Annotated in this window: 27 protein-coding genes; 16 read left to right on the forward strand and 11 right to left on the reverse strand. The window is 33.2% G+C overall.

All coding sequences use genetic code 11. The features are described from left to right. The first annotated feature begins 48 nt into the window (after positions 1-48). The 7 genes from NZ698_RS00235 to NZ698_RS00265 all read left to right on the forward strand — a co-directional run bounded on the left by NZ698_RS00235 (position 49) and on the right by NZ698_RS00265 (position 6,351). Positions 49-945, forward strand: a complete 897-nt coding sequence (locus NZ698_RS00235) for a BatD family protein (protein WP_263000706.1) — start codon at positions 49-51, stop codon at positions 943-945. Continuing rightward, entirely contained in the window at positions 938-1,930 is a 993-nt protein-coding gene (locus tag NZ698_RS00240; RefSeq protein WP_263000708.1) for a VWA domain-containing protein, read from the forward strand. The genes NZ698_RS00235 and NZ698_RS00240 overlap by 8 nt, the downstream gene beginning before the upstream one ends. Beyond that, the gene (locus NZ698_RS00245; RefSeq protein ID WP_263000710.1) at positions 1,930-2,937 is read left to right on the forward strand and encodes a vWA domain-containing protein; all 1,008 of its coding nucleotides are present in this window, start codon (positions 1,930-1,932) and stop codon (positions 2,935-2,937) included. The genes NZ698_RS00240 and NZ698_RS00245 overlap by 1 nt, the downstream gene beginning before the upstream one ends. A gap of 98 nt (positions 2,938-3,035) precedes the next feature. After that, positions 3,036-3,770, forward strand: coding sequence for a tetratricopeptide repeat protein (locus NZ698_RS00250; protein WP_263000712.1), 735 nt, complete (start codon positions 3,036-3,038; stop codon positions 3,768-3,770). Continuing rightward, complete coding sequence (locus NZ698_RS00255) at positions 3,770-5,506, forward strand: BatD family protein (RefSeq protein ID WP_263000714.1); 1,737 nt, start codon at positions 3,770-3,772, stop codon at positions 5,504-5,506. Before NZ698_RS00250 ends, NZ698_RS00255 begins: the two co-directional genes overlap by 1 nt. Positions 5,507-5,550: 44 nt before the next feature. After that, positions 5,551-6,153, forward strand: a complete 603-nt coding sequence (locus NZ698_RS00260; RefSeq protein WP_263000716.1) for a MarC family protein — start codon at positions 5,551-5,553, stop codon at positions 6,151-6,153. A 3-nt stretch (positions 6,154-6,156) separates the two neighbouring features. Next, the gene (locus NZ698_RS00265; RefSeq protein ID WP_263000718.1) at positions 6,157-6,351 is read left to right on the forward strand and encodes a hypothetical protein; all 195 of its coding nucleotides are present in this window, start codon (positions 6,157-6,159) and stop codon (positions 6,349-6,351) included. Positions 6,352-6,546: 195 nt separating this feature from the next. Here NZ698_RS00265 and NZ698_RS00270 read toward each other — a convergent pair whose 3' ends face one another. Next, positions 6,547-6,939, reverse strand: a complete 393-nt coding sequence (locus NZ698_RS00270; protein WP_263000720.1) for a helix-turn-helix domain-containing protein — start codon at positions 6,937-6,939, stop codon at positions 6,547-6,549. Positions 6,940-7,291: 352 nt separating this feature from the next. On the opposite strand from NZ698_RS00270, the gene NZ698_RS00275 reads away from it, so the two are divergent. Genes NZ698_RS00275 through NZ698_RS00290 form a run of 4 tightly spaced genes read left to right on the forward strand, consistent with a single transcriptional unit; the run spans position 7,292 to position 9,879 of the window. Continuing rightward, positions 7,292-7,417 (forward strand): hypothetical protein, encoded by a 126-nt coding sequence (locus NZ698_RS00275; protein WP_263000722.1) that lies wholly within the window; start codon positions 7,292-7,294, stop codon positions 7,415-7,417. Positions 7,418-7,425: 8 nt separating this feature from the next. Further along, positions 7,426-8,703 (forward strand): hypothetical protein, encoded by a 1,278-nt coding sequence (locus NZ698_RS00280; RefSeq protein WP_263000724.1) that lies wholly within the window; start codon positions 7,426-7,428, stop codon positions 8,701-8,703. 28 nt (positions 8,704-8,731) lie between these two features. Then, on the forward strand, positions 8,732-9,391 hold the full coding sequence (locus NZ698_RS00285) for a DUF6705 family protein (protein WP_368407640.1): 660 nt from the start codon (positions 8,732-8,734) through the stop codon (positions 9,389-9,391). Further along, entirely contained in the window at positions 9,391-9,879 is a 489-nt protein-coding gene (locus NZ698_RS00290; protein WP_263000727.1) for a hypothetical protein, read from the forward strand. The genes NZ698_RS00285 and NZ698_RS00290 overlap by 1 nt, the downstream gene beginning before the upstream one ends. A gap of 514 nt (positions 9,880-10,393) precedes the next feature. Here the strand turns inward: NZ698_RS00290 and NZ698_RS00295 are convergent. The 10 genes from NZ698_RS00295 to NZ698_RS00340 form a co-directional block, all read right to left on the reverse strand. Continuing rightward, on the reverse strand, positions 10,394-11,362 hold the full coding sequence (locus tag NZ698_RS00295) for a chorismate-binding protein (protein ID WP_263000729.1): 969 nt from the start codon (positions 11,360-11,362) through the stop codon (positions 10,394-10,396). 24 nt (positions 11,363-11,386) lie between these two features. Next, a complete protein-coding gene (locus NZ698_RS00300) occupies positions 11,387-12,256 on the reverse strand; it encodes an outer membrane beta-barrel protein (protein WP_263000731.1) in 870 nt (289 codons plus the stop codon). Positions 12,257-12,266: 10 nt separating this feature from the next. Next, the gene (locus NZ698_RS00305) at positions 12,267-13,367 is read right to left on the reverse strand and encodes an RNA polymerase sigma factor (RefSeq protein ID WP_263000733.1); all 1,101 of its coding nucleotides are present in this window, start codon (positions 13,365-13,367) and stop codon (positions 12,267-12,269) included. Between the two features lie 6 nt (positions 13,368-13,373). Beyond that, on the reverse strand, positions 13,374-14,396 hold the full coding sequence (locus tag NZ698_RS00310; protein ID WP_263000735.1) for a hypothetical protein: 1,023 nt from the start codon (positions 14,394-14,396) through the stop codon (positions 13,374-13,376). A gap of 169 nt (positions 14,397-14,565) precedes the next feature. Then, on the reverse strand, positions 14,566-15,633 hold the full coding sequence (locus NZ698_RS00315) for a hypothetical protein (RefSeq protein WP_263000737.1): 1,068 nt from the start codon (positions 15,631-15,633) through the stop codon (positions 14,566-14,568). A gap of 103 nt (positions 15,634-15,736) precedes the next feature. Then, on the reverse strand, positions 15,737-16,171 hold the full coding sequence (locus NZ698_RS00320; protein ID WP_263000738.1) for a PaaI family thioesterase: 435 nt from the start codon (positions 16,169-16,171) through the stop codon (positions 15,737-15,739). An 85-nt stretch (positions 16,172-16,256) separates the two neighbouring features. Then, positions 16,257-16,847 (reverse strand): 1-acyl-sn-glycerol-3-phosphate acyltransferase, encoded by a 591-nt coding sequence (locus tag NZ698_RS00325; protein ID WP_263000740.1) that lies wholly within the window; start codon positions 16,845-16,847, stop codon positions 16,257-16,259. Positions 16,848-17,151: 304 nt separating this feature from the next. After that, complete coding sequence (locus NZ698_RS00330) at positions 17,152-18,879, reverse strand: PspC domain-containing protein (protein WP_263000742.1); 1,728 nt, start codon at positions 18,877-18,879, stop codon at positions 17,152-17,154. An 11-nt stretch (positions 18,880-18,890) separates the two neighbouring features. Further along, positions 18,891-19,220 carry a PadR family transcriptional regulator gene (locus NZ698_RS00335; protein WP_047442550.1) on the reverse strand — a complete coding sequence of 110 codons (330 nt, stop codon included), beginning with the start codon at positions 19,218-19,220 and terminating at the stop codon, positions 18,891-18,893. 778 nt (positions 19,221-19,998) lie between these two features. Continuing rightward, entirely contained in the window at positions 19,999-20,781 is a 783-nt protein-coding gene (locus NZ698_RS00340; RefSeq protein ID WP_263000744.1) for a S24 family peptidase, read from the reverse strand. Between the two features lie 117 nt (positions 20,782-20,898). Between NZ698_RS00340 and NZ698_RS00345 the strand changes: the two genes are divergently transcribed. The 5 genes from NZ698_RS00345 to NZ698_RS00365 all read left to right on the forward strand — a co-directional run bounded on the left by NZ698_RS00345 (position 20,899) and on the right by NZ698_RS00365 (position 24,983). Continuing rightward, the gene (locus NZ698_RS00345; protein WP_263000746.1) at positions 20,899-21,171 is read left to right on the forward strand and encodes a hypothetical protein; all 273 of its coding nucleotides are present in this window, start codon (positions 20,899-20,901) and stop codon (positions 21,169-21,171) included. A 4-nt stretch (positions 21,172-21,175) separates the two neighbouring features. Continuing rightward, positions 21,176-21,304: a hypothetical protein gene (locus NZ698_RS00350; protein WP_263000748.1), complete on the forward strand. Its 129-nt coding sequence runs from the start codon at positions 21,176-21,178 to the stop codon at positions 21,302-21,304. Between the two features lie 130 nt (positions 21,305-21,434). Then, positions 21,435-23,423 (forward strand): hypothetical protein, encoded by a 1,989-nt coding sequence (locus tag NZ698_RS00355; protein ID WP_263000750.1) that lies wholly within the window; start codon positions 21,435-21,437, stop codon positions 23,421-23,423. Continuing rightward, positions 23,416-24,363, forward strand: a complete 948-nt coding sequence (locus NZ698_RS00360; RefSeq protein WP_263000752.1) for an AAA family ATPase — start codon at positions 23,416-23,418, stop codon at positions 24,361-24,363. Before NZ698_RS00355 ends, NZ698_RS00360 begins: the two co-directional genes overlap by 8 nt. After that, the gene (locus NZ698_RS00365) at positions 24,360-24,983 is read left to right on the forward strand and encodes a P-loop NTPase family protein (RefSeq protein ID WP_263000754.1); all 624 of its coding nucleotides are present in this window, start codon (positions 24,360-24,362) and stop codon (positions 24,981-24,983) included. Before NZ698_RS00360 ends, NZ698_RS00365 begins: the two co-directional genes overlap by 4 nt. Positions 24,984-24,986: the final 3 nt, after the last annotated feature.

Below are 24,986 nucleotides of genomic sequence, written 5' to 3' on the forward strand. Positions count from 1 at the left end.
TTAGATTTAAAAATAAATTAGGCTTTTGCCAAAATTGATCATTTAAAATTGAAAAAATTAGTATTACTCTTATCATTTTTCATCTGTGCAAATGCTTTTTCACAGATACTTTCCTCGAATCTTGAAAAGAAAACCCTTGCTCTTGGTGAAGTCAATCGTTTTACTATAAAGATTGATAATCTTAACAATCAGGAAGTAAAAGCAGCTGCCAAAGATCAGTTGTTGCCTTTTCATTTTGAAGAAATTAAGGACAGCATCGGAGTTCAGCCCAATTCTTATGAGAGAAAAATAGAATTTTCTGTTTTTGATGAAGGAAAATATACCATTCCCGAACTTGAGTTCAGAGTTGGAGACAAAGTTTTAAAAACTATTCCTTATGAAATTGAAGTTGTAAATACTGCCCAAAAAGGCGATGTGATCAATGATATCATGAATAATAAAGAGGTCAAACTGGATGTTACGGATTATTGGCAGCTTTATAAATGGTATGTTTTGGCTGCATTAGCTTTGATCGCTTTAATAATCATTATTTTTATGGTTGTGAAATACGGAAGGAAATCGAAAGATTCTCCGGTCGTTGCAACAAATCAGACTTTAAAAGAACTGGATTTATTAAAAAAGAAAAAATATATCGAAGAAGGAAATTATCGTTCGTTCTATGTAGAATTGATTGATATCTCAAGAAAATTTATTGCGAAACAATATAGAATTCCTGCCGATGTTTTGCTGACCGATGATCTGGTTCATTTGATGAAAGAAAACAATACGATTTCGCAGGACAATGAGAAAATTATTGAAGACGTTTTTTTTAGAGGTGATTTGGTGAAATTTGCCAAAACTTTCCCCGATCAGCAAACCATGGAAAAAGATTTTAATGAAATTACTGACTTTGTGAAAAGATCATCAAAGGATATAGAATTTGAAAACCTGAGAAAAGATGTTTAATTTCGAGTTTTACAGTCCGTGGTTTTTATTTTTATTTCTTTTGTTTATTCCGTTATTAATCAGAGATTTTAGCAGGAAAAAACTGAAAGGAATTAAAGTTCCTACCGTGCAAAATATGAACAGCAGCAGTGGAATTCTACCTGTTTTGTTTTTACTTAAAGTTTCAAAATATATCATTCTCTCCTGTCTTTTCGTAGCAATGGCAAGACCGAGAACGTTTACAATTTCTCAGGATAGAGACGACACTAAAGGTGTAGATATTATGTTTGCGGTTGATGTTTCGCTGAGTATGTTATCTAAAGATCTTTCACCCGACAGATTGACAGCATTGAAAGAAATTGCGATCCAATTTGTGGAAAAACGTCCGAATGACAGAATTGGTGTGGTAACTTATGCCTCTGAAGCGTTTACAAAAGTTCCTGTGACTTCTGATCACCAAGTCGTAATTGATGAATTTAAAAATCTCAATACTGCCGAACTTTATCCAGGAACCGCAATTGGAGAAGGACTTTCTGTTGCAGTAAATCATTTGCGAACAAGCAAAGCAAAAAGTAAGATTATTATTTTGATGACTGATGGTGTAAATAATGTTGAAAATGCCATTCCGCCACAAGTAGCTGCTGAATTAGCCAGAAATAACAATATTAAAGTGTATTCAATTGGTGTCGGAACAAACGGAATTGCATTGATGCCGACTCAGGTTGATGTTTTTGGAGATTTGGTTTTTACGGAAACTCAGGTGCAAATTGATGAGCCGGTTTTGAGAGAAATAGCTCAGGAAACCGGTGGAAAATATTTTCGTGCAACATCAAACAGCAGTTTGGAAGAAGTCTACAGCGAAATCAATCAGCTTGAAAAATCTGATGTGAAAGTTTCTAAACTTTATAACTATCAGGAATATTTTAAAATTTTCCTTTGGGTTGCTTTGGGAATGCTGTTTTTGGATGCATTATTAAGATGGGTATTATATAAATTTTTAAGCTGATGGAAGTGTATTTAGGAAATTATTGGTACTTATTACTGTTACTGCTTTTACCTGTCTTATCTTTTTTTCTCATCCGATATTTAAGATGGAAAAAGAAGAGCAGAGATTTGTTTGCAGAAAGCCGTTTTCAGGAAGCTTTATTTGAAAAAAAATCAGGATTTATAAAAATTTTTCCAGCTTTATATTTTGTAGCGACATTGTTTTTAATTTTTTCAATTATTGATTTGCTAAGTGGTTCAGAAGAGGTGACGACCAATCAGAAATTTAATAATGTTATTTTTATGCTTGATGTTTCCAACTCGATGAATGCGGAAGATATCGAGCCAAACCGTTTGGTTGAAGCAAAAAATCTGGTGATCCAGACTATGCAGAAACTAAAAAATGATAAAGTCGGGATGATTATTTTTGCTGGTCAGGCAACTTCAATCATGCCTTTAACTACAGATTACAATTCGGCAGAAACTTATATTAATGGAGTTGAAACCGGTTCAATAAAAATTCAGGGAACAGATTTTCTGAAAGCGATGGAAACTGCTGTTGATAAATTTAAAAATATTAATAAAGGTTCAAGAAAAGTTATTTTATTAAGTGATGGTGAAGATAATGAAGGGAATGATAATGCAGCGATTAAATTAGCCAATAGTGAAGGCATTATCGTAACATCAGTCGGAATCGGTTCCGATGAAGGTGCTCCTGTTCCGGAATATGAGTTCGGACAACTGATGGGTTATAAAAGTGATATGAACGGGCAAACCGTAATTTCAAAAAGACAAACTGAAGCTTTACATAAAATCGCAGAGTCTACAGGTGGAAGTTACATTGATGGGAACAATATCAATGAAGCTCCTGACCGAATTGTAGAAGCTTTAAATAAAAAAGCATCTTCTACTGAAAGTATTGTGAAATCTCAAAATGCGAATCATTATTATCAGTACTTTTTGGCGGTATCTATTTTCTTTTTTGTGATCATTTTTCTATTTAATCCTAAAAGAGATTTTAATATTTAATTAGCTTTTATTGAAATCTTACTAAGGTGAATACTTTAACCCAATTTTAACAATTAAGAGACTGTTTCTTAACATATAAAGGAATAATTTTGCAAGTGATGAATACTAAAATTTTATTTTTGTCGTTGATGACTGTTTTATCCTCCTCAAACATTTTGTTTGGGCAAAAAAACTATAAAACTTTGGTTTATGAGGGCAATCAGAAATTCAATGGTAAAGATTATGATGGTGCATCATCACGATATATGGAAGCAGTAAAATCTAATGGAAAAGAGTTTACAGCACATTATAATTTAGGAAACGCTTTGTACAAAAGCAAAAAGTACGAAGAAGCAAAAGCGGAATTTGAGAAAGCGCAAAGTCTTTCACAAACCATCCCGGACAAAGCGGCGGCTTTGCATAACTTGGGAAATACTTACATGCAGATGAATCAGCCTGAGAAGGCAGCTGATTTTTATAAGCAATCACTTAAACAAGATCCTTACAACGAAGCAACTAGAAAGAATTTTGAAATTGCCAAATTGAAGGAAAAAGAAAAACAGCAGAAAGATCAGGAAAGCAAATCCGGTAAAGGCGGCGGAGGTGACGATCAGCAGAAGAACAAAGACAAAAATGGCGATCCCAAAAAGGATCAGGGGAAAGGACAGAAAAATGAAGGAGACAGCCCGGAAGGAGATAACCCCGATCCGAATAAAAATAATCAGGGCAAGATGCCCAAAGATATTGAGAACGCCATATTGAATAAAGTAAGCGAAAAAGAAAAAGAAACCGCCAGAAGAATTTTAAACAAGAATTCTTACTCAATGCCTCAAAGCAACGAGAAAGATTGGTGATGACACAAAAATTATTTTACATACTGTTAACTTTTGCATCCGTAATTACTTACGGACAGGTAGAACTTACCATGAGACCTGATAAAAGCGACTATAACGGTAAAGAAATTGTTAATCTTACCATCATTTTAGAATTAAATGGTGATAATCTTGTACAGCAGAGTAAAATACAGCTTCCGGATCTTTCAAAATTCAATATGATCGGTAACGGATCTTTCAATCAAGGGGTAAGAGATCCTGAATCTAATGTTGCCGTAGAACAGTATATTACAAGAATCGCACTTGAACCTAAGCAAAGAGGTAAAATAAGAATCGGTTCTGTACTAGTTACAGTAAACAACAAAATTTATAAAACAGAACCTTTCGATATCTTCATCAGAGATATTGAGAAAAAGCCAATCGCTAAAAATGCAGATAATGATGTTTATCTCAATATGGAAATTGAAGATAAAGATGTTTATCAGGATCAGCCAACGGTTGCGGTTTTAAGAGTATATTCCAAAAGTATTGACAACTTAAGAAAGGTAAAAAATATACATCTTCCAGAGCAGGAAAATCTCAATGTGCATCCTATCAATTTTCATAAATCTGAAATTGATCCTTCCGGTTACGGAAATATGCCTTCGCAGATTCTTGCCATGTTTATTGTTTTTCCAAATGAGTCTGGATATGTTGAAGTTCCATCTGTATCTGCTTCTGTGAACAGTTTTTCTCACAAGAATAAAATTGTTTCCAACAAAGTAAAGCTGAATGTGAAAAAACTTCCTGAAGGTTCACCTGAATGTTTTAAAAATGCAGTAGGAAATTTTAAAGTAGACGTTTATCACGAATCGAAGGAAAAAATTGAGGCTAAAAAACCTGTCAATGTTGTTCTGAAAGTTTCAGGAGAAGGTAATTTATCCGATATGGAATTACCAAAGATCGAAAACTCTGCAGATTACGAAGTTTTTGCTCCGAAAATTACATCGAGAGTCAATGCAGGTGTAGAAGGAATGAAAGGCTATATTCTGGCTAATTATGTTTTAATTCCTAATAGGACAGGAATTCTAAATATTAAAACTGAAGAATTTGCTTTTTTTAATCCTGCTGAGAAAGAATACGTCAATCTTGGTCAGGAAACATTGAGTCTCACAGCGTTTTCTCACGATCAGGTTTTAGAATCACGCTCAACCGTGGAGAAAGTAAATGAATATACCAATACACTTTTGGAAACAGTTAACAGTCCTGTTCTAAAGACGACAACCTTTAAGGTAAAAGAAAAAAGCAAATTTAACTGGCGTATTCTTTTTATCAATTTTGGAATTCTTTTAGGATTGGTTATCGCGTATTTGTTGTTTAAAAATTGGCAAAAAAAACGCATTATAATTAAAGAAAAATCAGCTCCAAAAGATTTAGGATCAGTCGCTGAAACTGAAAGAGAAATAAGAGAAAGTTTGAAAACTGATGTTGGAGATTACTTCACTTATCTTGAAAATCTAAAAGACAGTCAAAGTTTTGATCAGTTCTTCAAAACTGTTGAGGAGTTAGATTCCGAGGTTAGAAATCAGTATTTCCAAAGTTCTAAGGACGATTTCAGACAGTTTCTGGAAAACTATAAAGGGAGTTCTGTAGCAGAAGAATACAGAAATCTATCCCAAAGAATTCAGATTGAAAAATATACGCCAGTGAAATCTGAAGAAGGAATTGGTGAACTTCTGAAAGATATTATCAATTTGTATTCTCAGATTAGCAAATAATCATTTTTTATTCATAATTTTGCGAAATTAATAATTATCGAATAATGGAGATTCTTCAGGATTTTTCTTTTAAAGAAACAATGACTTGTTTTATGGTACTTTTTGCGGTGATCGACATCATCGGATCTATTCCTATTATTGTAAGTTTAAAACAAAAATTCGGACAAATTGAGGCAAAAAGAGCATCTATTACGGCAGGATTGATCATGATCATATTTCTTTTTGTAGGAAATAAAATCCTGAAATTCATTGGTGTAGATGTCAATTCGTTTGCGATTGCTGGTGCATTTGTCATTTTCATTATTGCTTTAGAAATGATCTTAGGAATTGAAATCAACAAAACAACCGAAGCAAAGGCGGCATCAATTGTTCCGATTGCCTTTCCATTGGTTGCAGGAGCGGGAACTTTGACGACAACTTTGTCATTACGTGCAGAATTTCATGATATCAATATCATTCTTGGGATTGTTCTCAATACAATTTTCGTATATTTGGTGCTGAAATCAGCTCCGTGGTTAGAGAAAAAAATGGGAGAGGCGACTTTGTCGATTTTACAGAAAGTTTTCGGAATTATCCTTTTAGCAATTTCAATTAAATTATTTACAGCAAACTTTGCACAGTTAGTGCAGAATTATATTAATTTTTAAGTCATGCAGAAGTTTTATAAAGTATTTTTAATCATTTTTATTGTAGTTATCGCAATCAATATTTACGCAATAGATTGGCATTCTGAGATTTCTTCAGAAGACAACATGAAGTATGTAATTTCTATTATTTGTGGTGTTATCGGACTGTTTGTACTCTTCATCATGAATACATGGAGCAAAATCGGAGTAAAGAAATAATCTTTTTCAGATATAAAATACAATCCTCTTTCAGATTCTGAGAGAGGATTTTTATGTTTAATGAGTTTTTTTTCATCTGATACAATTAAACAATCAACATTATGTTTGTCATTCCGGAGGAATCTTTTGCATTACATTGAATATTAAGATTACTGCGCAATGATAAAAAATAAATCAATATTTACTGCTTTTTGTTTACTTTTTTAGAGTGGTGATAATATCTTGCAGTTGTTGTATCATCTTATCTTTGTCTTTTAGTCTCTCTTCGTACAGAGATTCTATCTTTTCTGTTTTGTCTTTATTTTCCTGATAAAGATTTTGAATATCCTGATAACCTACAGAAGCATCATAGAAATTCTGCTGATTATAAATGTTATTTGGATTTGCGTCCAATAATTCATAAACCGGAGCTTCCAGAATCTCTGCAATCTGATACAATCGGTCGACTGTCAGTTTTGTTTCGTTCTTTTCTATTTTGCTGTAGGCTGCCTGGCTGATGTGTAACTCTTCTGCCATGTTTTCGTGAGAAAAGCCTTTCTTCTTGCGGTATTCTTTTATTTTTTCAATGATGGTTTCCATAGTATCCATAACTATAAATTGTAATTATAGCAGCAAAAGTAATATTTTTTTCGAAAAAGTTATGTAATGATTTGTAAAAATGTTTTAATATTGTAAAAGTATTTTCTAACACAATAAAATAATGAAGAAAAATTTATTTCTCAGACTCTGTCTGGTAATGACCGTCGCACTGTTTCTCAATTCATGCTGACAGGATATTCTCCATGAGCAGGAAACCTACAACAACACGAGCGCATTTCAGCTCGCCTCCAAAAGAATTTCGCTTGACGAATCTAAGCACAAAGCTCAACTTCTTCCTAAGCTAAAGAAAGCAGAAATAGGGATTGAGTCTTTTGAAAAAAACGATACTCAAGGTAAAGTTGTGAATTACGGAAACGGTGTTACCATCAATACCGATGATGTGATCTATATCGAGAACGGACCGAATTATCATACCTACACTTTCCGAATCAATAGAGAGAGAACGCTCCTGCCGATGCTCCTTTAGAAAATTTGGTGCTGACTCCTCTTACAGACGGTACGTATAAAGAATTGCTGTTTGTTTATAATTTTACGCCACAGGAAAAACAGATTTTGGCAGCCGGAAATGGTGTAGATACCAAAGGAAAAGTAACGATTACAGAACTGAACAAGGGTACTTATAACAATGGCGGACTCATCAATAAAACCACCTCATGGATTTGCGGATATGTAGACGAAACGATATGGGAATCTTGCTACTCGGGAGATCACAACGGTTCTAATGTAGAAACATGGGGATCTTGTGATGCCACGGCAACCGGACAAAGACCACCGAAAGTATATACCATATCTGTATATAAATGCAATAATATTGAAGACCCGAATAATCCGAGTGCAGGAAATCCTGTAGCCACAGGTCCCGGATATGCAGGCAACCCGGGAAGTCCTGCAATAGAACAACCGGGAACACCGAGTAACTGCACCAGTCCAGGAGTTTTAACAGGTCCGCAAGATCCTTCAACGGGAACAGGTAGCGGCGGTTGTGAAGGTGTACCTACCTTACCAAATCTGGAATTGGGTAATAGCAGTACACCGTGTACCCAATTACAATCTTTGAAAAATAAGACAGGTTTTACCGATAAAATGAATACATTGAAAAGTAATATTCCTAATGGAGCAATGGAAAAAGGTTTTGTACTTCATGATGATTCTACAGCACCTACGTCTCCCGTTGTAGAAGGTGGCGGCAACGATGGTAATGTTTCTTTTGGAGATTACTATAAGCTTTTACAGCTTCAAAATATTAACTTACTTTATAAATCGTATGGTACAGCTCACAATCATTTAGCAAGTAATCCGGAACATATTGGTATATTCACACCAGGAGATTTGAATGAACTTCTCTGGTCCGGAGCTATTGAAACAGGTTCAATTAATCCCTTCAGAAAAAACAAACCGGAAAACGCAATTGATATAGCGATTACCAATATAGGTCTTTTTGCAATGAAAATTACTGATATGACAAAACTTGATGCTTTTCTTATAAGATATACGAATATGGTGAAAGATTCAAACACTACAAAATATGATGAATTTATAGAAAAATTTACAGGAAATAAAGATTATAATATTAAACCAACCTCGACTTATGAGCAGCAGGTGACAGGATTTCTTCGTTTCATGCAAGATGAAGATCTTGGTATAGAATTATACGAGGGTAATAAAGATACTTATGGAGGTTGGAAAAAATTAGAATTAATAGACAACGGAAATGGTACGTTTAGCTTTACTAAGATACCTTGCAATTTATAAAAACTCAATTATGAAAGATAAAATATTTATGATACAATATTCAAGAAATCTATTGTTGATACTAATAAGTATAACATCATTTATGAAAGGACAAATTGTAGTAGACTATGCCTCTAATACTCCATTGCCCAAAGATTATGATAAAACAGGAAATTATTATCTCAAAGATGTTAATAACTATCTTAATAACTTTACGGGAACATGGGAGTATGTCAATGGTAACGAGAAATTTCAGATTGTTTTGACTAAAATTACAAAACATCATTTTAATATTCCAGATATGAATAGAAATGTTTACAGAGATGGCATATCCTTTAAGTATAAAAAATTTATTAATAACACGTTAGTTTTCGAATCACCGACTAAAGATTACCCTTCGTTCAATAGCGTTGACGGTAAACTGTTGAGAGGAAATACACGAGATTATGGCAGAGTAACAGTAACAGTAAATTATCCACAGGCAATAGGTGGTGGAGTTTTTATTGAGGGCGGTGCGTATTTTAATGCAGATTGCAGAATAGAATTACTTCCTTCTGTATTAACTTTAAATGGAGGAGCTGAAGCTCCTAAGATTAAGTTTGATCTTTATTTACTGGGATCACGTTTGGGAGAAAATCAAAATCCTGCATACAATGGGATGCCTACATTTAGTATTCCTAATAATGTGATCATGACTAAATTGCCATAATGTATAGAAAATTTATTTGGTTATTCATTGTTTTTAGTATTTTGTTATCCTGCAAAAGCAACTTCATAGGTAAATATAGAGATAATGATTGGGGACGCTATTTTATAGATTTGAAGAAAGATAACTCATACAGATATTGGTATTCATATGATACTTACGAAAGCTTTTCTTATGGAATTTGGGAGCAAAGAAAGGATACATTATTTCTGACACCTAAAATCCTCTATGATACAGTAAGGCTAAAATATAAAGATAGTTTGATTATATCAATTGATGAAAAAGCAGACCTCATTGTTCAGAAAGATAGCATAAAATATAATAACTTTTTATATAGCATTTATATGAGTAAAGATATGTTGCTTCATCCTCAAAGAGGATGGTCTACAAATACTATTAAGCTGGTACCAAAAAGAAATGGTTTTTATCTTATTTATGATGATGTAAAAAATCAAAAAAAATATTTTCACAGATTAAAATCAAAGAGATAGGCGATGGCGTATTTAATGCAGATTGCAGGATTGAATTACTTCCTTCTCTAATAACATTAAACGGTGCTGCTGAAGCTCCTAAAATTAAATTGTTCTTACGAGCATCGCATTTTGGAGAGGATAAAAATCCTGCATACAATGGGAAGCCTGTATTTAGTATTCCAAATAATGTGATCATGACTAAAGTGCCTTAAAATAAGACCTCTGTAAAAAGAGGTTTTTTGCTTTAGATAATGTTGGACAAAATGACACTGATGGAACGATAACCAAAATAAAACTGAATGTCGATAAAACAGATATCGTAGAAATAAGCAGGATTGTTTTAGAAAAACAATAATCAAATTATTTTACATAAATTATAAAAATAAATCCTCTTTTAGTTCTCTGAGAGAGGATTTTTTGTGTATATTAATTCCTTATTGAATATTTTCGCAATTAAAAATCAATAGTATGTTTGTCATTCGCAGGAATCTTTTGCATTGCATTCCTGCGGAATGACAAAGTTTAAGGTTTATTAATTTCTAAATGACAAATTTTTCAAAACTGCTTCAGATTTCAGTTCAGTCTCAATCCATTCTTTTTCAGGATTACTTTGAGCCGTAATTCCGCCGCCTACGAAATGATGTACAGAGTCGCTATACAATTTTGCACAACGTAAATTCACAAAATATTGGATGAATTCGTCAGTCTCAATTCTGATAAATCCTGCATACAATTCTCTCGGAAATTTTTCAAATTGCTCAATTTTCTCTTTACAGAATTCTTTTGGAATTCCGCAAACTGCCGGAGTCGGATGAAGTTCCTGAATAATCGAATCGAGATCTTCCGGATTTATTTTTAACATAAAATCGGTTCTCAAATGTTTGATGTTTCCTGAAATATGATCGTGAGTTTCCGATTCGTAAATATCATTTTGTGAATCAAATTTTTCCAAAACATTTCGGATGTAAGAAGACACAGGTTTTTGCTCTTCAATTTCTTTTTCAGACCAGTTTTCGGATACAGGAATCGTACCTGCTAAGCTCATCGTTTCAAATTCGTAAGTCGTTTTATTGAATTTACCTAAAACTTCCGAGAAAGCGCCAATCCATGAGTCTTCACCCTTTACAAAAATATATCTGAACGCATTCGGATAAGCTTTGCAAAGATTTTTAAAACTTTCATTTAAATTGATGTCAGTAAAATCTTTAAAAATTTTTCTTCGTGAAAGAACCAATTTTGGAAGATCGTTTTCTTTAATAACCTGAATTACTTCCTGAAGTTTTTCTAAATATTCTTCATGTATTTCTTCTGAAAAATTAGATTTTTCTTGAACTAATAATTTGCTGGAGAAAGTTTCTGCAACGTTGTTTACTTCGAAAATATTTCCGTTAAAATTAATACTTTCAATCTGATCAAAAGATTTGAAAATAACCGATTTTTGATCTGAACTTTCGTCTGTTGAATAAAGTTTTTCGTCAAAAGGAAATTTGAAATAAATCATAAGTTCAATGCTTTTTGAAAACCACTATCTGGAAATGGAATAAGAAATTCCAAAATTCAGTTTTCGTTCAGCAAAGGTATTATTAGTCTTAAAAATGTCAAAATCAAATGAGCTGTTTTTTAAAGATAAATTATTCAGAGAAAACTGTTGATAATCTGCTGATATCATGATTTTCGGCAAAATTTGATATTGAAGTCCGAATGAAAATCCCAGATTGAAGTTTTTGCTTTTGAAATCATCTAATTTGTTTAAAACTTGGTTTTCAGGAACCAAAAACTGCATTTTGTAACTGTTTCTATTGACAGCAAATCCTACGAACGGTCTGAATTTTTTCCATTCATACAAGACTTTTAGCTGTGCTGTATATTCAAAATGCTTGTTATTAAATCTTTGAAAAAGCAGAGGTTGACTGTCTTGAGTGAAATAAAATCCGTCAAGATAAGTCTCTTCTTTATTAGCATCCAGATCAAATGTGGAGTTCCAGCGATAGACGTTGGCAGATAACAGCAGATATAAATTTTGACTTACACTTTTGGAAACCCATATTCCTAAATTTTCTCCGAATTGCTGTTTGTCATTATTCAGTTCTCTTGCCCAAGTTGTGTTTTTAAAACCGACTCCACCTTCCATACCGTATTGAAAGCTTTGCAGAAAAGTTTTTTTCGTTGTTGTTGTTTTCCTTGCTTTGAAAATTCTGTTTTCTACAGGTTGATCTTTTACAGTTGGAAGAGAAATTTGGACATCGTTGAATCTGCTTTTCACTGCTTTCTCCAAATAAACGGTATCGTAGACAATCACTTTTTCATATAAAAATACGGTATCTGTTTTTCTTTTTTGCGCTGTGAACTGTAATGATAAAATTGTAAAAATGAAAATTATGGTTTTTAAAAACATGTTGAGGTTATTAGTTTGATCGTTCAATAAAAATGGTGTCTCTCTGGATGACTTTTTTTATGACAATTACTTTGTGAGAAACAGTTTCGGCGGAATCTTTTGGATGTAATTTTTTTTCTTTTGTAAGAATAGATTTTGAAATTGTCTCTTGATTTTCTTCTTGTTGATCTACATTGATTTTGTTTAATCCTTCATTTTGAGGATCGGTTTTTTTAATACTTTCTGTTTTTGATTCTGAGGAAAAATTACTTTTATTATCAATTAAATTATTTTTTATTTCATTATTTACCAGAGATTTCTCTTGTAAAACTGATTGTTTAGATGCTTTATTTTCTTCAAATGCCACAATTGAAATAAAAAGTGTAAGAAATAATGTAGCGGTAATAACCAGTTTCTTCTGTAAACTTTTGCCCGAACCTGAAAAAGAAACGGTATTTAACGAAACATCATCCGGAATTGAAAGATTATTTGACGGAGTAATTTTGAAATCGGAAAATTTGCTTTGAAAAGTCTGTGCCCACATCAAGCCGCCCAATCCCAAAAATATAAACAGTTGTGTGATCTTATTACTGTTCTTCGGAGTATTCTGATTGACGAAATTGTTTAATAAATAATTCTGAACAGATTTTTTTGCTCTCAGTAAATGCGATTTTGAAGTATTTACATTGATTCCTAATAATTTTGCAATCTCCTGATGAGAATTGTTTTCGATAAAATATAAATTGAAAACCGAACGGTGATGCAATGGCAGACTGTCGATAGACTTCAACAGTTCTTCTCTGGTGAAATCATAGGCTAAAACGTGATTTTTTTCTGTGGAAGAGTTGTTCATTTCGGTCAATTGTTCCGGTATTTCTGATATTTCTGTTGATACGAAAATTTCTTTGGAGCTGCTTCGAATATATTGTAAAGCATTATTCACAACAATGGTTTTGAGCCAGCCAAATAAAGCTTTTTCATCTTTCAGCTGATGGCTTTTTTGCATTGCCAAGATAAAACTGTCCTGCAAAAGATCTTCCGCAGTCTGTAAGTCTGCGATATATCTTCGACAAATCCCCAAAAGTTTTGGGGAATGTTCGAGATAGATTTTTTGCCAGTTGTGTGTATTCATTTTGTATTAGTTTTGGACAACAAAGATAGAATTGAAATATCCTCCACCATTTATATTCGTAATATTTTGCGATTCTATGCCGTTAATGAATACTTTTCCATTATAAGTTGAATTAGGATTATTTATATTTGGATCATATTTTATCATGTAGATATTATTGTCTAAGACAAAAAGGTCTTGAATGTATGGTAGTGAAGAAAATGCAGGGGAAATTTGTGAACCATTTTTAAAATATGAATCTCCATAGGAACTTTCTATTGTATATAAATCATTAGTAGCGTTATGAGAGATGATTTTCCCCCAAATAGCAATGGGATTGATGTAGTCACCAATTAAGGTTTCGGCATTTGTATTTAGATTTTTCGAATAATATTTATTGTCCTTATGAAATAGGAGATGTATACCGTTATTGTTCTTAGCAAAATTATGCATGTAATATGCCGTTACCATGCTGAATGTTGTATTCTTAAAGTATCCTATTCCGTCAAATTTGTGTGTAGAAACGTAAACATCTGAGCCATCTACAAAAATACTCCGAGCTGTGGAAACGTATTGACTTTTAGAGAGAACAGTTTTTACTCCATTTTTCCAAAAACAAAGTTCATATTTTTCTAATGGACTTGCGGGAATTGGGTTTTCAACATATCCAGCAAAATAAATATCTCCGTTACTGACAGTAAATCTTTCAATATTATATTGAGCATTATTGGGAATATTAAGATATTGTTTAACGTCTGTTCTTACATTGTTTCTCCAAAAAAAATGTATTCCATTATCAGTATTGTTTATTTGAATACCTGTAATATAAACATTATTATTTTCAACAATTATTTGTCTGGTGTTTAAATTGTCACCATTAGCAAGATCAGTTTTAATATTGTTTTTCCAAAAACAGGCTTTGTTATTTTCCAGTCCGGCGACATAAACATCATATGATGTGTTTTTTTGTTCAAGCACCTCATCTCTCTCAGCACGACAAGAAAATACTAAACTCAGTATTAATAAAAGCGATAAAATTAAATTTCTCATGGTCGTTATTTTATTATAAGATGCAGAAAACTAAAAAGGTTGCAGATAGATTTGAAATATAATTGATTTGTGTTTTTTTTAAAGTTTTGTGCAGCTGTTTTGATTGATAAGAAAAAATTTCTGTATATCTAGGTGAGCTCGTTGTAAGTTTTTTTTATTTATATACTATTTAGTTTTGAACGGCAAAAATGGAGGTGAAAACACCATTGATGGCATTAATGTGTTGAACTTCAGTATCATTTATATAGACTTTATACGATTCTTTTTTATCATTGATCAGATTGGATCTGATTTGATAAACATTTTGATCGAGTGCTTTTAAATCATCAATATTATTAAATCCTGTTGCATATGTTACAGATATTGCAATATCATTTTTAAAGTAATTCTGCCCACTGCTAAAGTCATATATATCACTTCCATCAATATGGAATTTACTTTTTGTCGATAGAGAAAAATAGCTTTCAGTATTGTTTATAAGATTTTTATAATAAGTATTGTTATTAATATTATCGTAAATTGATAGATAAATACCATTTAAGTTTTTTGAAATATGTCTAAAACTTTTCTGTTCAGATAATGATGCAATCATATGATAAGTATTGTTTTTAAAATAACCCAACTCATATGGAGAATCGATAAATTTATTTAAAATTTTATGAACAGGGACGTATACTTCTCCATTGTATACTGTAAAATTTCTTATTGTAATATATGGTTGGTCAAATGGAGAATTCGCAACAAATAGAGATGTTTTTATACCGTTTTTCCAATAACAAAGTTCAGTAGTATAAACATTACTTCCGCTTGGAAATATTTGAATAATGGGACTACGCACTACTCCTAAAAGATATATATTTCCCTGGTCAATGCACATATCACTGATAATATGGTGATATTCTGATGGATTTGAAGTATTGATATTAATTCCTATATACTGATTAATGTCAATCTTAACATTGTTTTTCCAAATATAAAAGTTATCTGGGGAGACATCACTTACTGCGAAAATAAAAATATCATTATTTTCAACAATAATTTTGGTAGGAGTAATAGCATTGCCGTTGACTAAATTGGTTTTAATCCCATTCTTCCAATAGCAAGCAATGTTATTTTCTTTACCAGCGATATATACATCATACGAGTTGACTTTCTTTTCAAGCAATCCATAATCCTCACTTCTACAGGAAAACAGTAAAGTCAGTATAAGTAGAAAAGGTAAAATTAAATTTCTCATGGTCGTTATTTTATTATAAGATGCTGAAAACTCAAAAGGTTGCAGCTAATAAATAAAAAAAGACTCAAATTTTTTTGAGCCTTCTATATTTTAATTTTGCTTATCACCTTTTAATAATATTATTCGTCATTGTCGTATGATTGATTAGCTGACCTTTTTCATCCCGAATTTCAATTTCTGAAACGTGCATTGTTTTTCCTTTCCTGATGAATCTTGCAACAGCCGTTACAATTCCGTCTTTTTTACTTCTCAAATGATTAGAATTGATATTTGTTCCTACTCCGAAATATTTGCTTCCGTCGATGAAAATATTAGAAAGGCTAGAACCCATCGTCTCTGCTAAAACACAACTTGCTCCACCGTGCATAATTCCGAAAGGTTGGTGTATTTTTGGTGAAACAGACATTGTTGCAGTCAATGTTTCGTTTTCAAGATCAATATCAATGAATTGTATATCTAGAGTTTTTGCAAAAGTTTCTTCTCCCCAATTATTAATAAATTCTAATATTTCTTCTTTTGTTTTGCCTTCTGTATACATGTTTATATAAGTAATGAGTAATGAGTAATGAGTAATGAGTAATGAGTAATTTTGCTTCTAACTTCTAACTTCTAACTTCTAACTTCTAACTTCTAACTTCATCCCCAATTATATTAGGATTCCAATTAGAAGGAATTTTTGGTCCGATGTCGTATTTGATATAATAATTCTGAATTTCCTCCATGATTTCCAGAAACGATGCAGATTCAATTCTTTCGTATGGAATCGTGTAACCTAGGTAAACAATATTTCTTTTAAAATCTCCTGCAGCTAAAACGATTGGAACTTTTGCAGCTAAAGCCATATGGTAAAAACCTTTTCTCCATTTCGGAACCCAGCTTCTTGTACCTTCAGGAGTTATTACTAAACTGAAATCATCTTTCTTAAATTCATTGGCTACAAAATTGATCAGATCATTTTTTTGGCTTCTGTCGATACCAATTCCTCCCAAACCTCTGACTACAGAACCATACCAAGCTTTCGTGTGAGCATCTTTGATAATTATTTTCAAAGGCTTTCCTAAAGTCCAGTAGGCAAGATTTCCCAAAAGATATTCCATATTGTGGGTGTGAGGAGCTACAACCAGAATACAACGGTTGAGACTGTTGACATCGCCCTGAAGAACGACTTTCCACCCAAGAATTTTTAGCATCAGTTTGCCAATCAGCTTTTTCATGAATTTAATTTTAAAACAAAAAAAAGTATAACCAAACAATGGTTACACTTTACAAATATATTGAAATATTATGGCTCTTAAAATAATCCGCTGATTAAATCTGCGATTTTTACTGCGATTTCTAAAACTACTTGTACCATGATTTGATGTTTTTGTGTTGGTTAAATTTTTTACGAATATAAGACTATTTTGGCATATAAACCACTAATTATTGAAAATTTTTTCGTTTTTATTGAGAGTAGAAGAGTGTGGGTTTCAAACTGTTGCTATTCATCCACACCTTCTGCCACTCTCTCAAGTTTAATTATTTGGTTTTGATAGAAAATTCTTTTTTACCGTCTTTTATTTTGATGTCGACATCTTTCATTTTATCAATATTCATCTTCATGGTATCCATTATTTTTTCGGCTTCATTCTTTTGATATTTCTTTCCGTTGATAATTACGCTGTCTTTGTCGTTATCGCTGTATTCTATGGTGGAACCGTTGATAGAGATTTTGTTTTTCTCAATAGAAATATTTCCGTTTTCATCATCATTGTCTTCTTCATCATTATCATTAATTCCGTTTCCGTCGGTGTCTCCGTCAAAGTTGATTCCGTCTTTCTTCAATGGAATTACGACTGCATTTTGAGGAATTACCAATTCATAATCAATGCTGTAATCTCTGAAACGATGTTCATAAGGATATTTGATATAGTTTGGAAGAATCACCTTATTGCCAACGATTTCCACAGGAACACTTGCGTTCAAAGGTATATTATAACCTTTCGCTTCTTTTTTAATGATTAAATAAGGAGTTTTAATGTTAGCTTTTCTTGTGATATCAACATGAATCCAATCCTTCTTGAAAACAGAAACTTTATCAGAATAAAGATCATCATCATATCCAATGAAGTTTTGTGGGATCGTTACATTTTTCACATCAACATAAATGCTGTCTGACAAAGTATTGATTGCAACTTCTTCCGTGTCTTCCTTGTGACCTTTCATAAACATCTCTTTCTTAGCCATGCTTACTCCGAAATAAGCACCTAAAGCCATTAATGAAATAAATAAAGCCCCAATTACCCAACCAATATTTCTCAATTTGGTTTTTGGCGAGAAAATTTTGATGCTCAATAAACTAAAGAGAATTGCTGGAATTAATGAACCAATAATAATTAAAGCTGCTAAAACTTTATACAGACCATCGTCATCAAAATAGAACTTCATCTCATTAGCTCCAGGAAAATTTGAATCTATTCCGAAAAGACCGAATACTACAAATACTCCAATAATACTGCTTACTGCCATGATGGCAAATATTGCACCTACAAAATATTTGATCACATTCCAAATCCCACTTCCTGCATTGTTAATGTAAGGTTTGTTTTCGATGTAAATTTCACCAACTCTTTGCGTGGATTCGTTCGCAAACTGAACCAATTTGTTAGATTCTTCCTTTAAATTATCAAAATTCATTGGTTTTCCCTTCATTTTCAAAAAATCGGCTGCAGTTTCTGCTTTTGGTAAAACGATCCAAAGAATTATGTACAAAAGGCCAATTAATGACGAAGAAATTGCTGCAGTAAAGATTCCAAGAACGAAGATTCCTAGCCATATTGCTCTCATTGCAGTTATATCCATTCCAACGTAATGAGCCAAACCTGCACAAACTCCGGCAATTTTTTGTCTTTCAGGATCACGGAACAATTGTCTTTTGTCAGTGTGGGTAGTTCCTGAAAAATTATTTCTGTTTGAGTTAGTATTTTTTTCAGAATAATATGCTTCTTCCTGCTCTTCGATTTTTTCCGGAGAACCGATTTGAGCGATTACTCTTTCTACATCACCATCATTGATTACTTCACGTTTTCCTAAAGTATCTCTGAAGATTTCAACCATTCTGATTTCTATGTCGTGCATTACCTCATCTGCTTCAGAAGCGTCCAAAGAGCTTCTCAGTGCATTAAGATAATCGCTGAGCTTTATGTATGCGTGTTCTTCTATTGTGAAAGAAAAACCTGCGAGTCCTATTGAGAGTGTCTTGTTCATAGCTTTTGTTTTTAAATTTTTTGAGTGATTTGGTTTACAGAATCTGTCAGTTCTTTCCAGGTGTTTTGCAGTTCAGCTAAAAAAGTTTTGCCTTTTTCTGTGATTTGGTAGTATTTTCTTGGCGGTCCTCCCGTAGATTCTTCCCATCTGTAAGAGAGAAATTCTCCGTTTTTCAATCGGGTCAAAAGAGGATAGAGGGTTCCTTCCACTACATCCAGTTTTCCTTTTTTCAGTTCATCTATTAAATCGGAAACATACATTTCGCGATTGTTGATGAGGCTTAAAATACAGAATTCCAGAATCCCTTTTCGCATTTGCGCTTTGGTATTTTCAGTATTCATCTTTATTAAGTTTGTTAATTAGTTATATAAAATCAGTTTTGGTTCCTAGCTAGATAAACTTTCTCTGATTCTACATTACAAAGATATGTAATTAAAATGGTAATATGCAATACAAAGTAGTGAAATTATTTTTAAATTTTATTTAAGTCTTTGATTTTCGGTTACAAATATTTGAAACCGATTTTGAAGTTTTGAAAAATTACTATTCAGAAATAACATTTCAGGGCAAAATGTCTTATCTTTATCTAGATTATATAGGGCATAAAACAAAAGGTCAAAAAAAGAATGGTCAAAAAAAAGCGGAAAAGCCGATGAATAAGAGAAAAAGTGAAATTCATTAAGAAAAAAAATAAAAAACAAAACGTCATTTTACTACCATTTTACTACCATAGTCAAATACATTAACTACTACATCTAAACCTTCATCTACCACACAAACAACGAAACGCCCAAAAACGTGTTTTTATAGTAGCTTTTGGGCGTTTTCGTGCATTAATACATTCAACTTACTTAGCTTCTGCAAGCTATTAAACAGGATTTAAACAGGATTTAAAAATACATATGATTTTGACAAAGAAAAGTATAGCGGTTACCTTAGCGGTTACCTTTGGAGTTACCATAACTAAGTTAAAAAATGTGAACTTGAATGTTAATTGATGTTATTTTTAGCATAAAAAAGTAGATTTATGTAAAACTCAACACCCTATTTATAACGCATAAAATAGCGAAAACTACCATGAATAGGAGGTTTCAGAAATTTTAATGGTACTGTGGGGTATTATTTAGGTAGTAGACGTTTCATTTGTTGTACTTCAGCTTCCAGATCATTCATTCTGTCATAAATGTCAGCAGGATCAGGTAGATCGAAATTTAAGTGAAGTTTAATCTCCCAAACTTCTTTTATAGTGGATGGATTAATATTTTGCGTTGGATAAGATCTTCTATTATCAGATTTACACATTAAATTATCGTACTTTTCTATACGGTTCGTGCATCTTTTTACAAAACCATCCTCTATCTCATTAGAAATAATTGCGTAAATCTGATTGTCTTTAATGGATTTAATCCAATCATCTACAAATTGACCAACCACAAAGCTTTTATTTGGCAGTGTAGGAAACATTGAATTTCCTTCTATTTCAAACATTCTGAAAATACCGTTATTTAATCCCGGCATCCTATAAGAAGGTAATTTCTGAATAAATTGAGGATTGTTGTAGCCTGATAAATATCCTGCTTTTAAAGTCTGAGGTACAAGTACTATATTATCCTGATTTGATGAATCAACGGTAATAACTTTGGGGAATTTTTGGTAGTCAGACTTACCTTCAGCAACAATATTATTTAACTTTTGCATTGGTCCGGAACCCAAAACTATCCATTCGGGATTTATTGCGAGCGAAACGCATATTTTTTCAATTACATTTGCTTTTGGCTCAGTTCCATTGAGATAGCTTCTTACATTTGATTCGCCAATTTCTAACATTTTCGCAAATGTTGACCTGTTTCCATCAGCGAAAACCTCCATTAATTGTTTTATTCGCAAATTTATTCCATTCATATTCAATCACTTATGATAATATCGCAAAAAAATACGACTAATTATTTTGTGTTTCGCAAAACTTTACGATATTTGTATCATTAACAAGACAAAAATACGACATTAAAATATATCAAAATGGGGGAAACCGTAAATACCGTAGAAATACCTACAAAATCAAAGTTTTCTTTTGTTCCAAAGACGGACGAAGAAAAAGCACATTTACAGGTGTTAGAATCTCTTTTAATTGATAAAAGAAGAGGTGATTGGAAGTTAGTCGGTGAAATGCTTAGTATTTCAGCAGGTTCGGCAGAGAAATCCTTTTTTAGGGTGTATCAGAAGAATCATTTTGAATCTGTCAACGCATTGCAGACCGTTATAGAGAGTCGTAAAAATTTACTAAAACAATAAAGTTATGAAAAAATTCATTCAACTCATCTTTCGCATCAAGACAATTCCTGTTACAGATGCAAAAACAGGGGAAAAGCAAAAAGCTTCTTACAATTTACTTTTCGGTTTTCCAATCAGTATAAAATATCAATAATTCCTTAATGGTTTCTCGGTAGTTCGATTCTACCGTAAGGAGCAATTTAAACACCGTTTAAAAGATGTATAATTTTTACCAAAATACCTTAACAATACCCGCTACCACACTATATGAAAATTCTGATATCATGTCAGAATCTAATTATAAAAAGTTATGCAGTCTTGGAAAAATAAACAAGATGGTCACAGGTCGTGGTTTGGGAAATAAGGCTCAGGTAGAATTCGATAGCATCCCAGAACGGTTCAGAGTTCAGATTGTAAAGAAACTTGGATATCCTCCAAAGAAATGCACTCAGAATCTGATTTTAAATTATTACAAAGATGATTATGAAGCGGTTGATTTTTACGCTTACTATCTGCTCGATGAATATAGAACATTGTCTACAGAAAAGCAGGAAGAGTATGTAAAAAACGCTCAAATGCTTCAGGCTTTAGAGATTTACATTAAAGAAACTTTAGCGTTTGTAAAGAGCAGAAACGGAAAAAGAGGTTTAACCGAAATTTGGAACGATGCAGCGGTTGCCGTTGCTGAAGTAAAAGATCAGATAGGACATACCTTGCCGAAATCATCAAGACGATTGAAGGAAAAGCTTGATGAATTTAAAAAAGAGAGTTATGCAGCTTTGGTCTCTGAAAATTTTGGAAACAAAAAAGCTTCAAAAGTTAAAGACAGTCAGCAGGAAGCATTGTTGAGAAGTTTATTGAGAGATCACAGGACTTTTGATAACGAACAGATCGCAATGGTTTACAATTCGGTTGCAAAAGTTCAACAGTTTCCGGAATTATCTGCTTCGACAATCGGGAACTACCGAAAAAAATGGAATTTACTGGTTTATGCAGGAACCAAAGGAGAAAAAGGATTTGACAACGCAATCGCAATGCACGTTAAGAGATCAGCTCCGACTTCACCAATGCTATTTTGGACTGTCGATGGTTGGGATGCTGAATTGCTCTATCAGAAATCGTCTACCAACTTAAAAGGTAATTCTACAACGACTTATCACAATAGATTGACGATGGTGGTTGTTCTTGATCCTTCCGTAAAATATCCTGTAGGTTATGCGATTGGAACGCAGGAAAATGCACAGTTGATCAAAGCAGCTTTAAGAAATGCAGTGCAACACACAGAAGAGTTATTCGGATCAAAGCACAAAGTATTACAGATTCAGGCTGATAACTACGCAAAAAAGGAAATGACATCGTTTTACGAGATTGTTTCAGACAAATTTACACCTGCCAAAGTTGGAAACGCAAAATCTAAAGTAATTGAGCCGTGGTTTAAGCATTTTAATAAAACGTATTGCCAACTCGCACCAAACTGGAGCGGTCAGGGAATCAAATCGAAGGTTCAGCCAAATGATGAGTACCTGAATAAAATTCGCCACTCATTCCCCGATCAGGAAGGTTGCATGATGCAGTTGATGAGAATGATTGAAATGGAGCGTGAAAGATTACAGGATCAATATCTTCAAGCCTATGCAGAAATGCCTCAAGATGCTAAAAAAGCAATTTCACAACAAGAGTATTTACTGCATTTCGGAGAAACTACAGGATTCACCAATAAATTAAGCCACAACGGTCTGCATGTAGCAATCAACGGAAGAAAGATGGAGTACGACAGTTTTGATATCAATTTCAGAATGAATGCTCATTTAGATTGGACGATCAAATTTGATTCAAACAACCTTCAGGAAGTTTTAGCCTACAATGAAAAGCAAAATATAAGCTTCATTCTCCAACAGAAATACGTTCAGCCAATGGCACTTTATGACCGCAAAGACGGAGACAGTGAGCAGCTTGAAAAGATCAGAGATTTCAATAAAGATGCAAAAAAAATAGTATTGGAAACTCAGGCAGAGGACAGCAGAATAGTTAATCAGATGTTTATTCAGAGTCCGGAGCTTGATCACACGCTCGCAAAAATGCTGATTGTTGACAGCAGAGGACAACACAAAGATCAACGAAACTCCAAACGATTGGAACCCGCTCAGAAGCTTTTAGCAAAACAAAATAAAACAGAACAAAAAACAGTAGAAACGAATTGGGAAAAGGAACAGAATGATTACCTGAGTAGCAAAACGGATTTTAACAAATATTTAAACTTAGATCATGAATAATACAGTTAAAGACAAAATTATAGAATCATTGGAAAAATGGTTATCGGAAAATAATTTTTCTGCGAATGAATTTGCTACAAAATCGGGCGTTCCTTCGAGCTATCTGTCATACATGAGGAAAAATCAGTATTTCATCAATTCGGGTAGTAAAGATGTACAGATTGATGATAAGTATTTCAGAATGATCTGCGAAGTAACTGGTTTTGATCCCGAAAACAAAGTTTCTTGGCAGCCAAGACAAACCCCGCAATTTATGCAGATGATTTCTTATCTCGAAGATGCAAAACAATACGGATATACAACGATAATCATTGGAAGTACAGGAAGCGGAAAAACATATTGTACAGATATTTTTATCAAGCAAAATCCTAAAGACAATTTTAAAATCACTGTCGGCTCTATGGACACTATCGGAGATTTGATGGATAAACTCGGAGTTGCTATGAGATTGCCTCTTTCCGGTTCCAAGTCTAAAAAGTTGAACACCATTACAAAGGAACTTATCAGGCTGAAACTTGACGGCAGAAATCCAACGGTAGTATGGGACGAGTCAGAGTACATGAAACAGGCTACACTTTGCAATGTCAAGGAAATGCACGACCACCTTTACGGAAAGTGCGGACTTGTAATGATCGGAACCAATCAGCTTCTTACCAAAATTGAAAAGCTCAAAAATAAAAACGCTTCCGGAATGCCTCAGTTTTATCGACGAGTAAAATACGGAATCAGAGAATTAAAACCTATTGATACACGCTTTAAAGAGTTTTTAACAAGTATTGCAGATAGAGATTTGAAGAGATTCCTTCAAGACGAATGCGAAAATTACGGTGAGCTGCATGATGCATTACTTCCTGCAATGCGTGAAGCTGAAAGATTGAATGAGCCATTGACAGAGAATCTAGTGAGAAAAGTGTTGAACCTTCCAAAACAGTCAGTGTGAGCAAAGCCATATCATCAACAGACCTACTCTCAAAGAAGTATGATCTGATCACATGGGATGGCGAATGGTTTGACAATTTTGATGAGCCTGAAGCTTCCGGAACTTGGTTCATAAGCGGTCACTCAGGAAACGGTAAAACCTCTTTTCTTCTTGAACTCGCCAAAGCATTATCAAAGTTTGACAGAGTTCTTTATAATTCATTAGAAGAGGGAGACAGCCTTACAATGCAGAAAGCGTGGCGAAGGCATCAAGTCTCAGAATGTAAGCGAAAGATTCAACTGATCAAAGAAGAGCCTGAAGAATTGATAAAACGCCTTGATAAACGCCAAAGTCCCCGATTTATCATCATGGATAGTTTTCAATACACAGGATTGACTTTTGAAAAATATTTAGCACTGAAAAGGAAGTTTCCTAAAAAGCTTTTTATCTACAATAGTCAGATGGACGGTAACAAACCAATGGGAAAAACAGCATTAAGAGTACAGTATGATGCAGATTTGAAAATATGGGTTGAGGGATTCAAAGCATTTTCAAAAGGACGATCTCTCGGAAAATATTATGCTGAAGGATTGACGATTTGGGAAGAGGGAGCGCAAAAATACTGGACAACATCATCATAAAAA

The organism is Chryseobacterium edaphi (assembly GCF_025628985.1).
Taxonomy (GTDB): Bacteria; Bacteroidota; Bacteroidia; order Flavobacteriales; family Weeksellaceae; genus Chryseobacterium; species Chryseobacterium edaphi.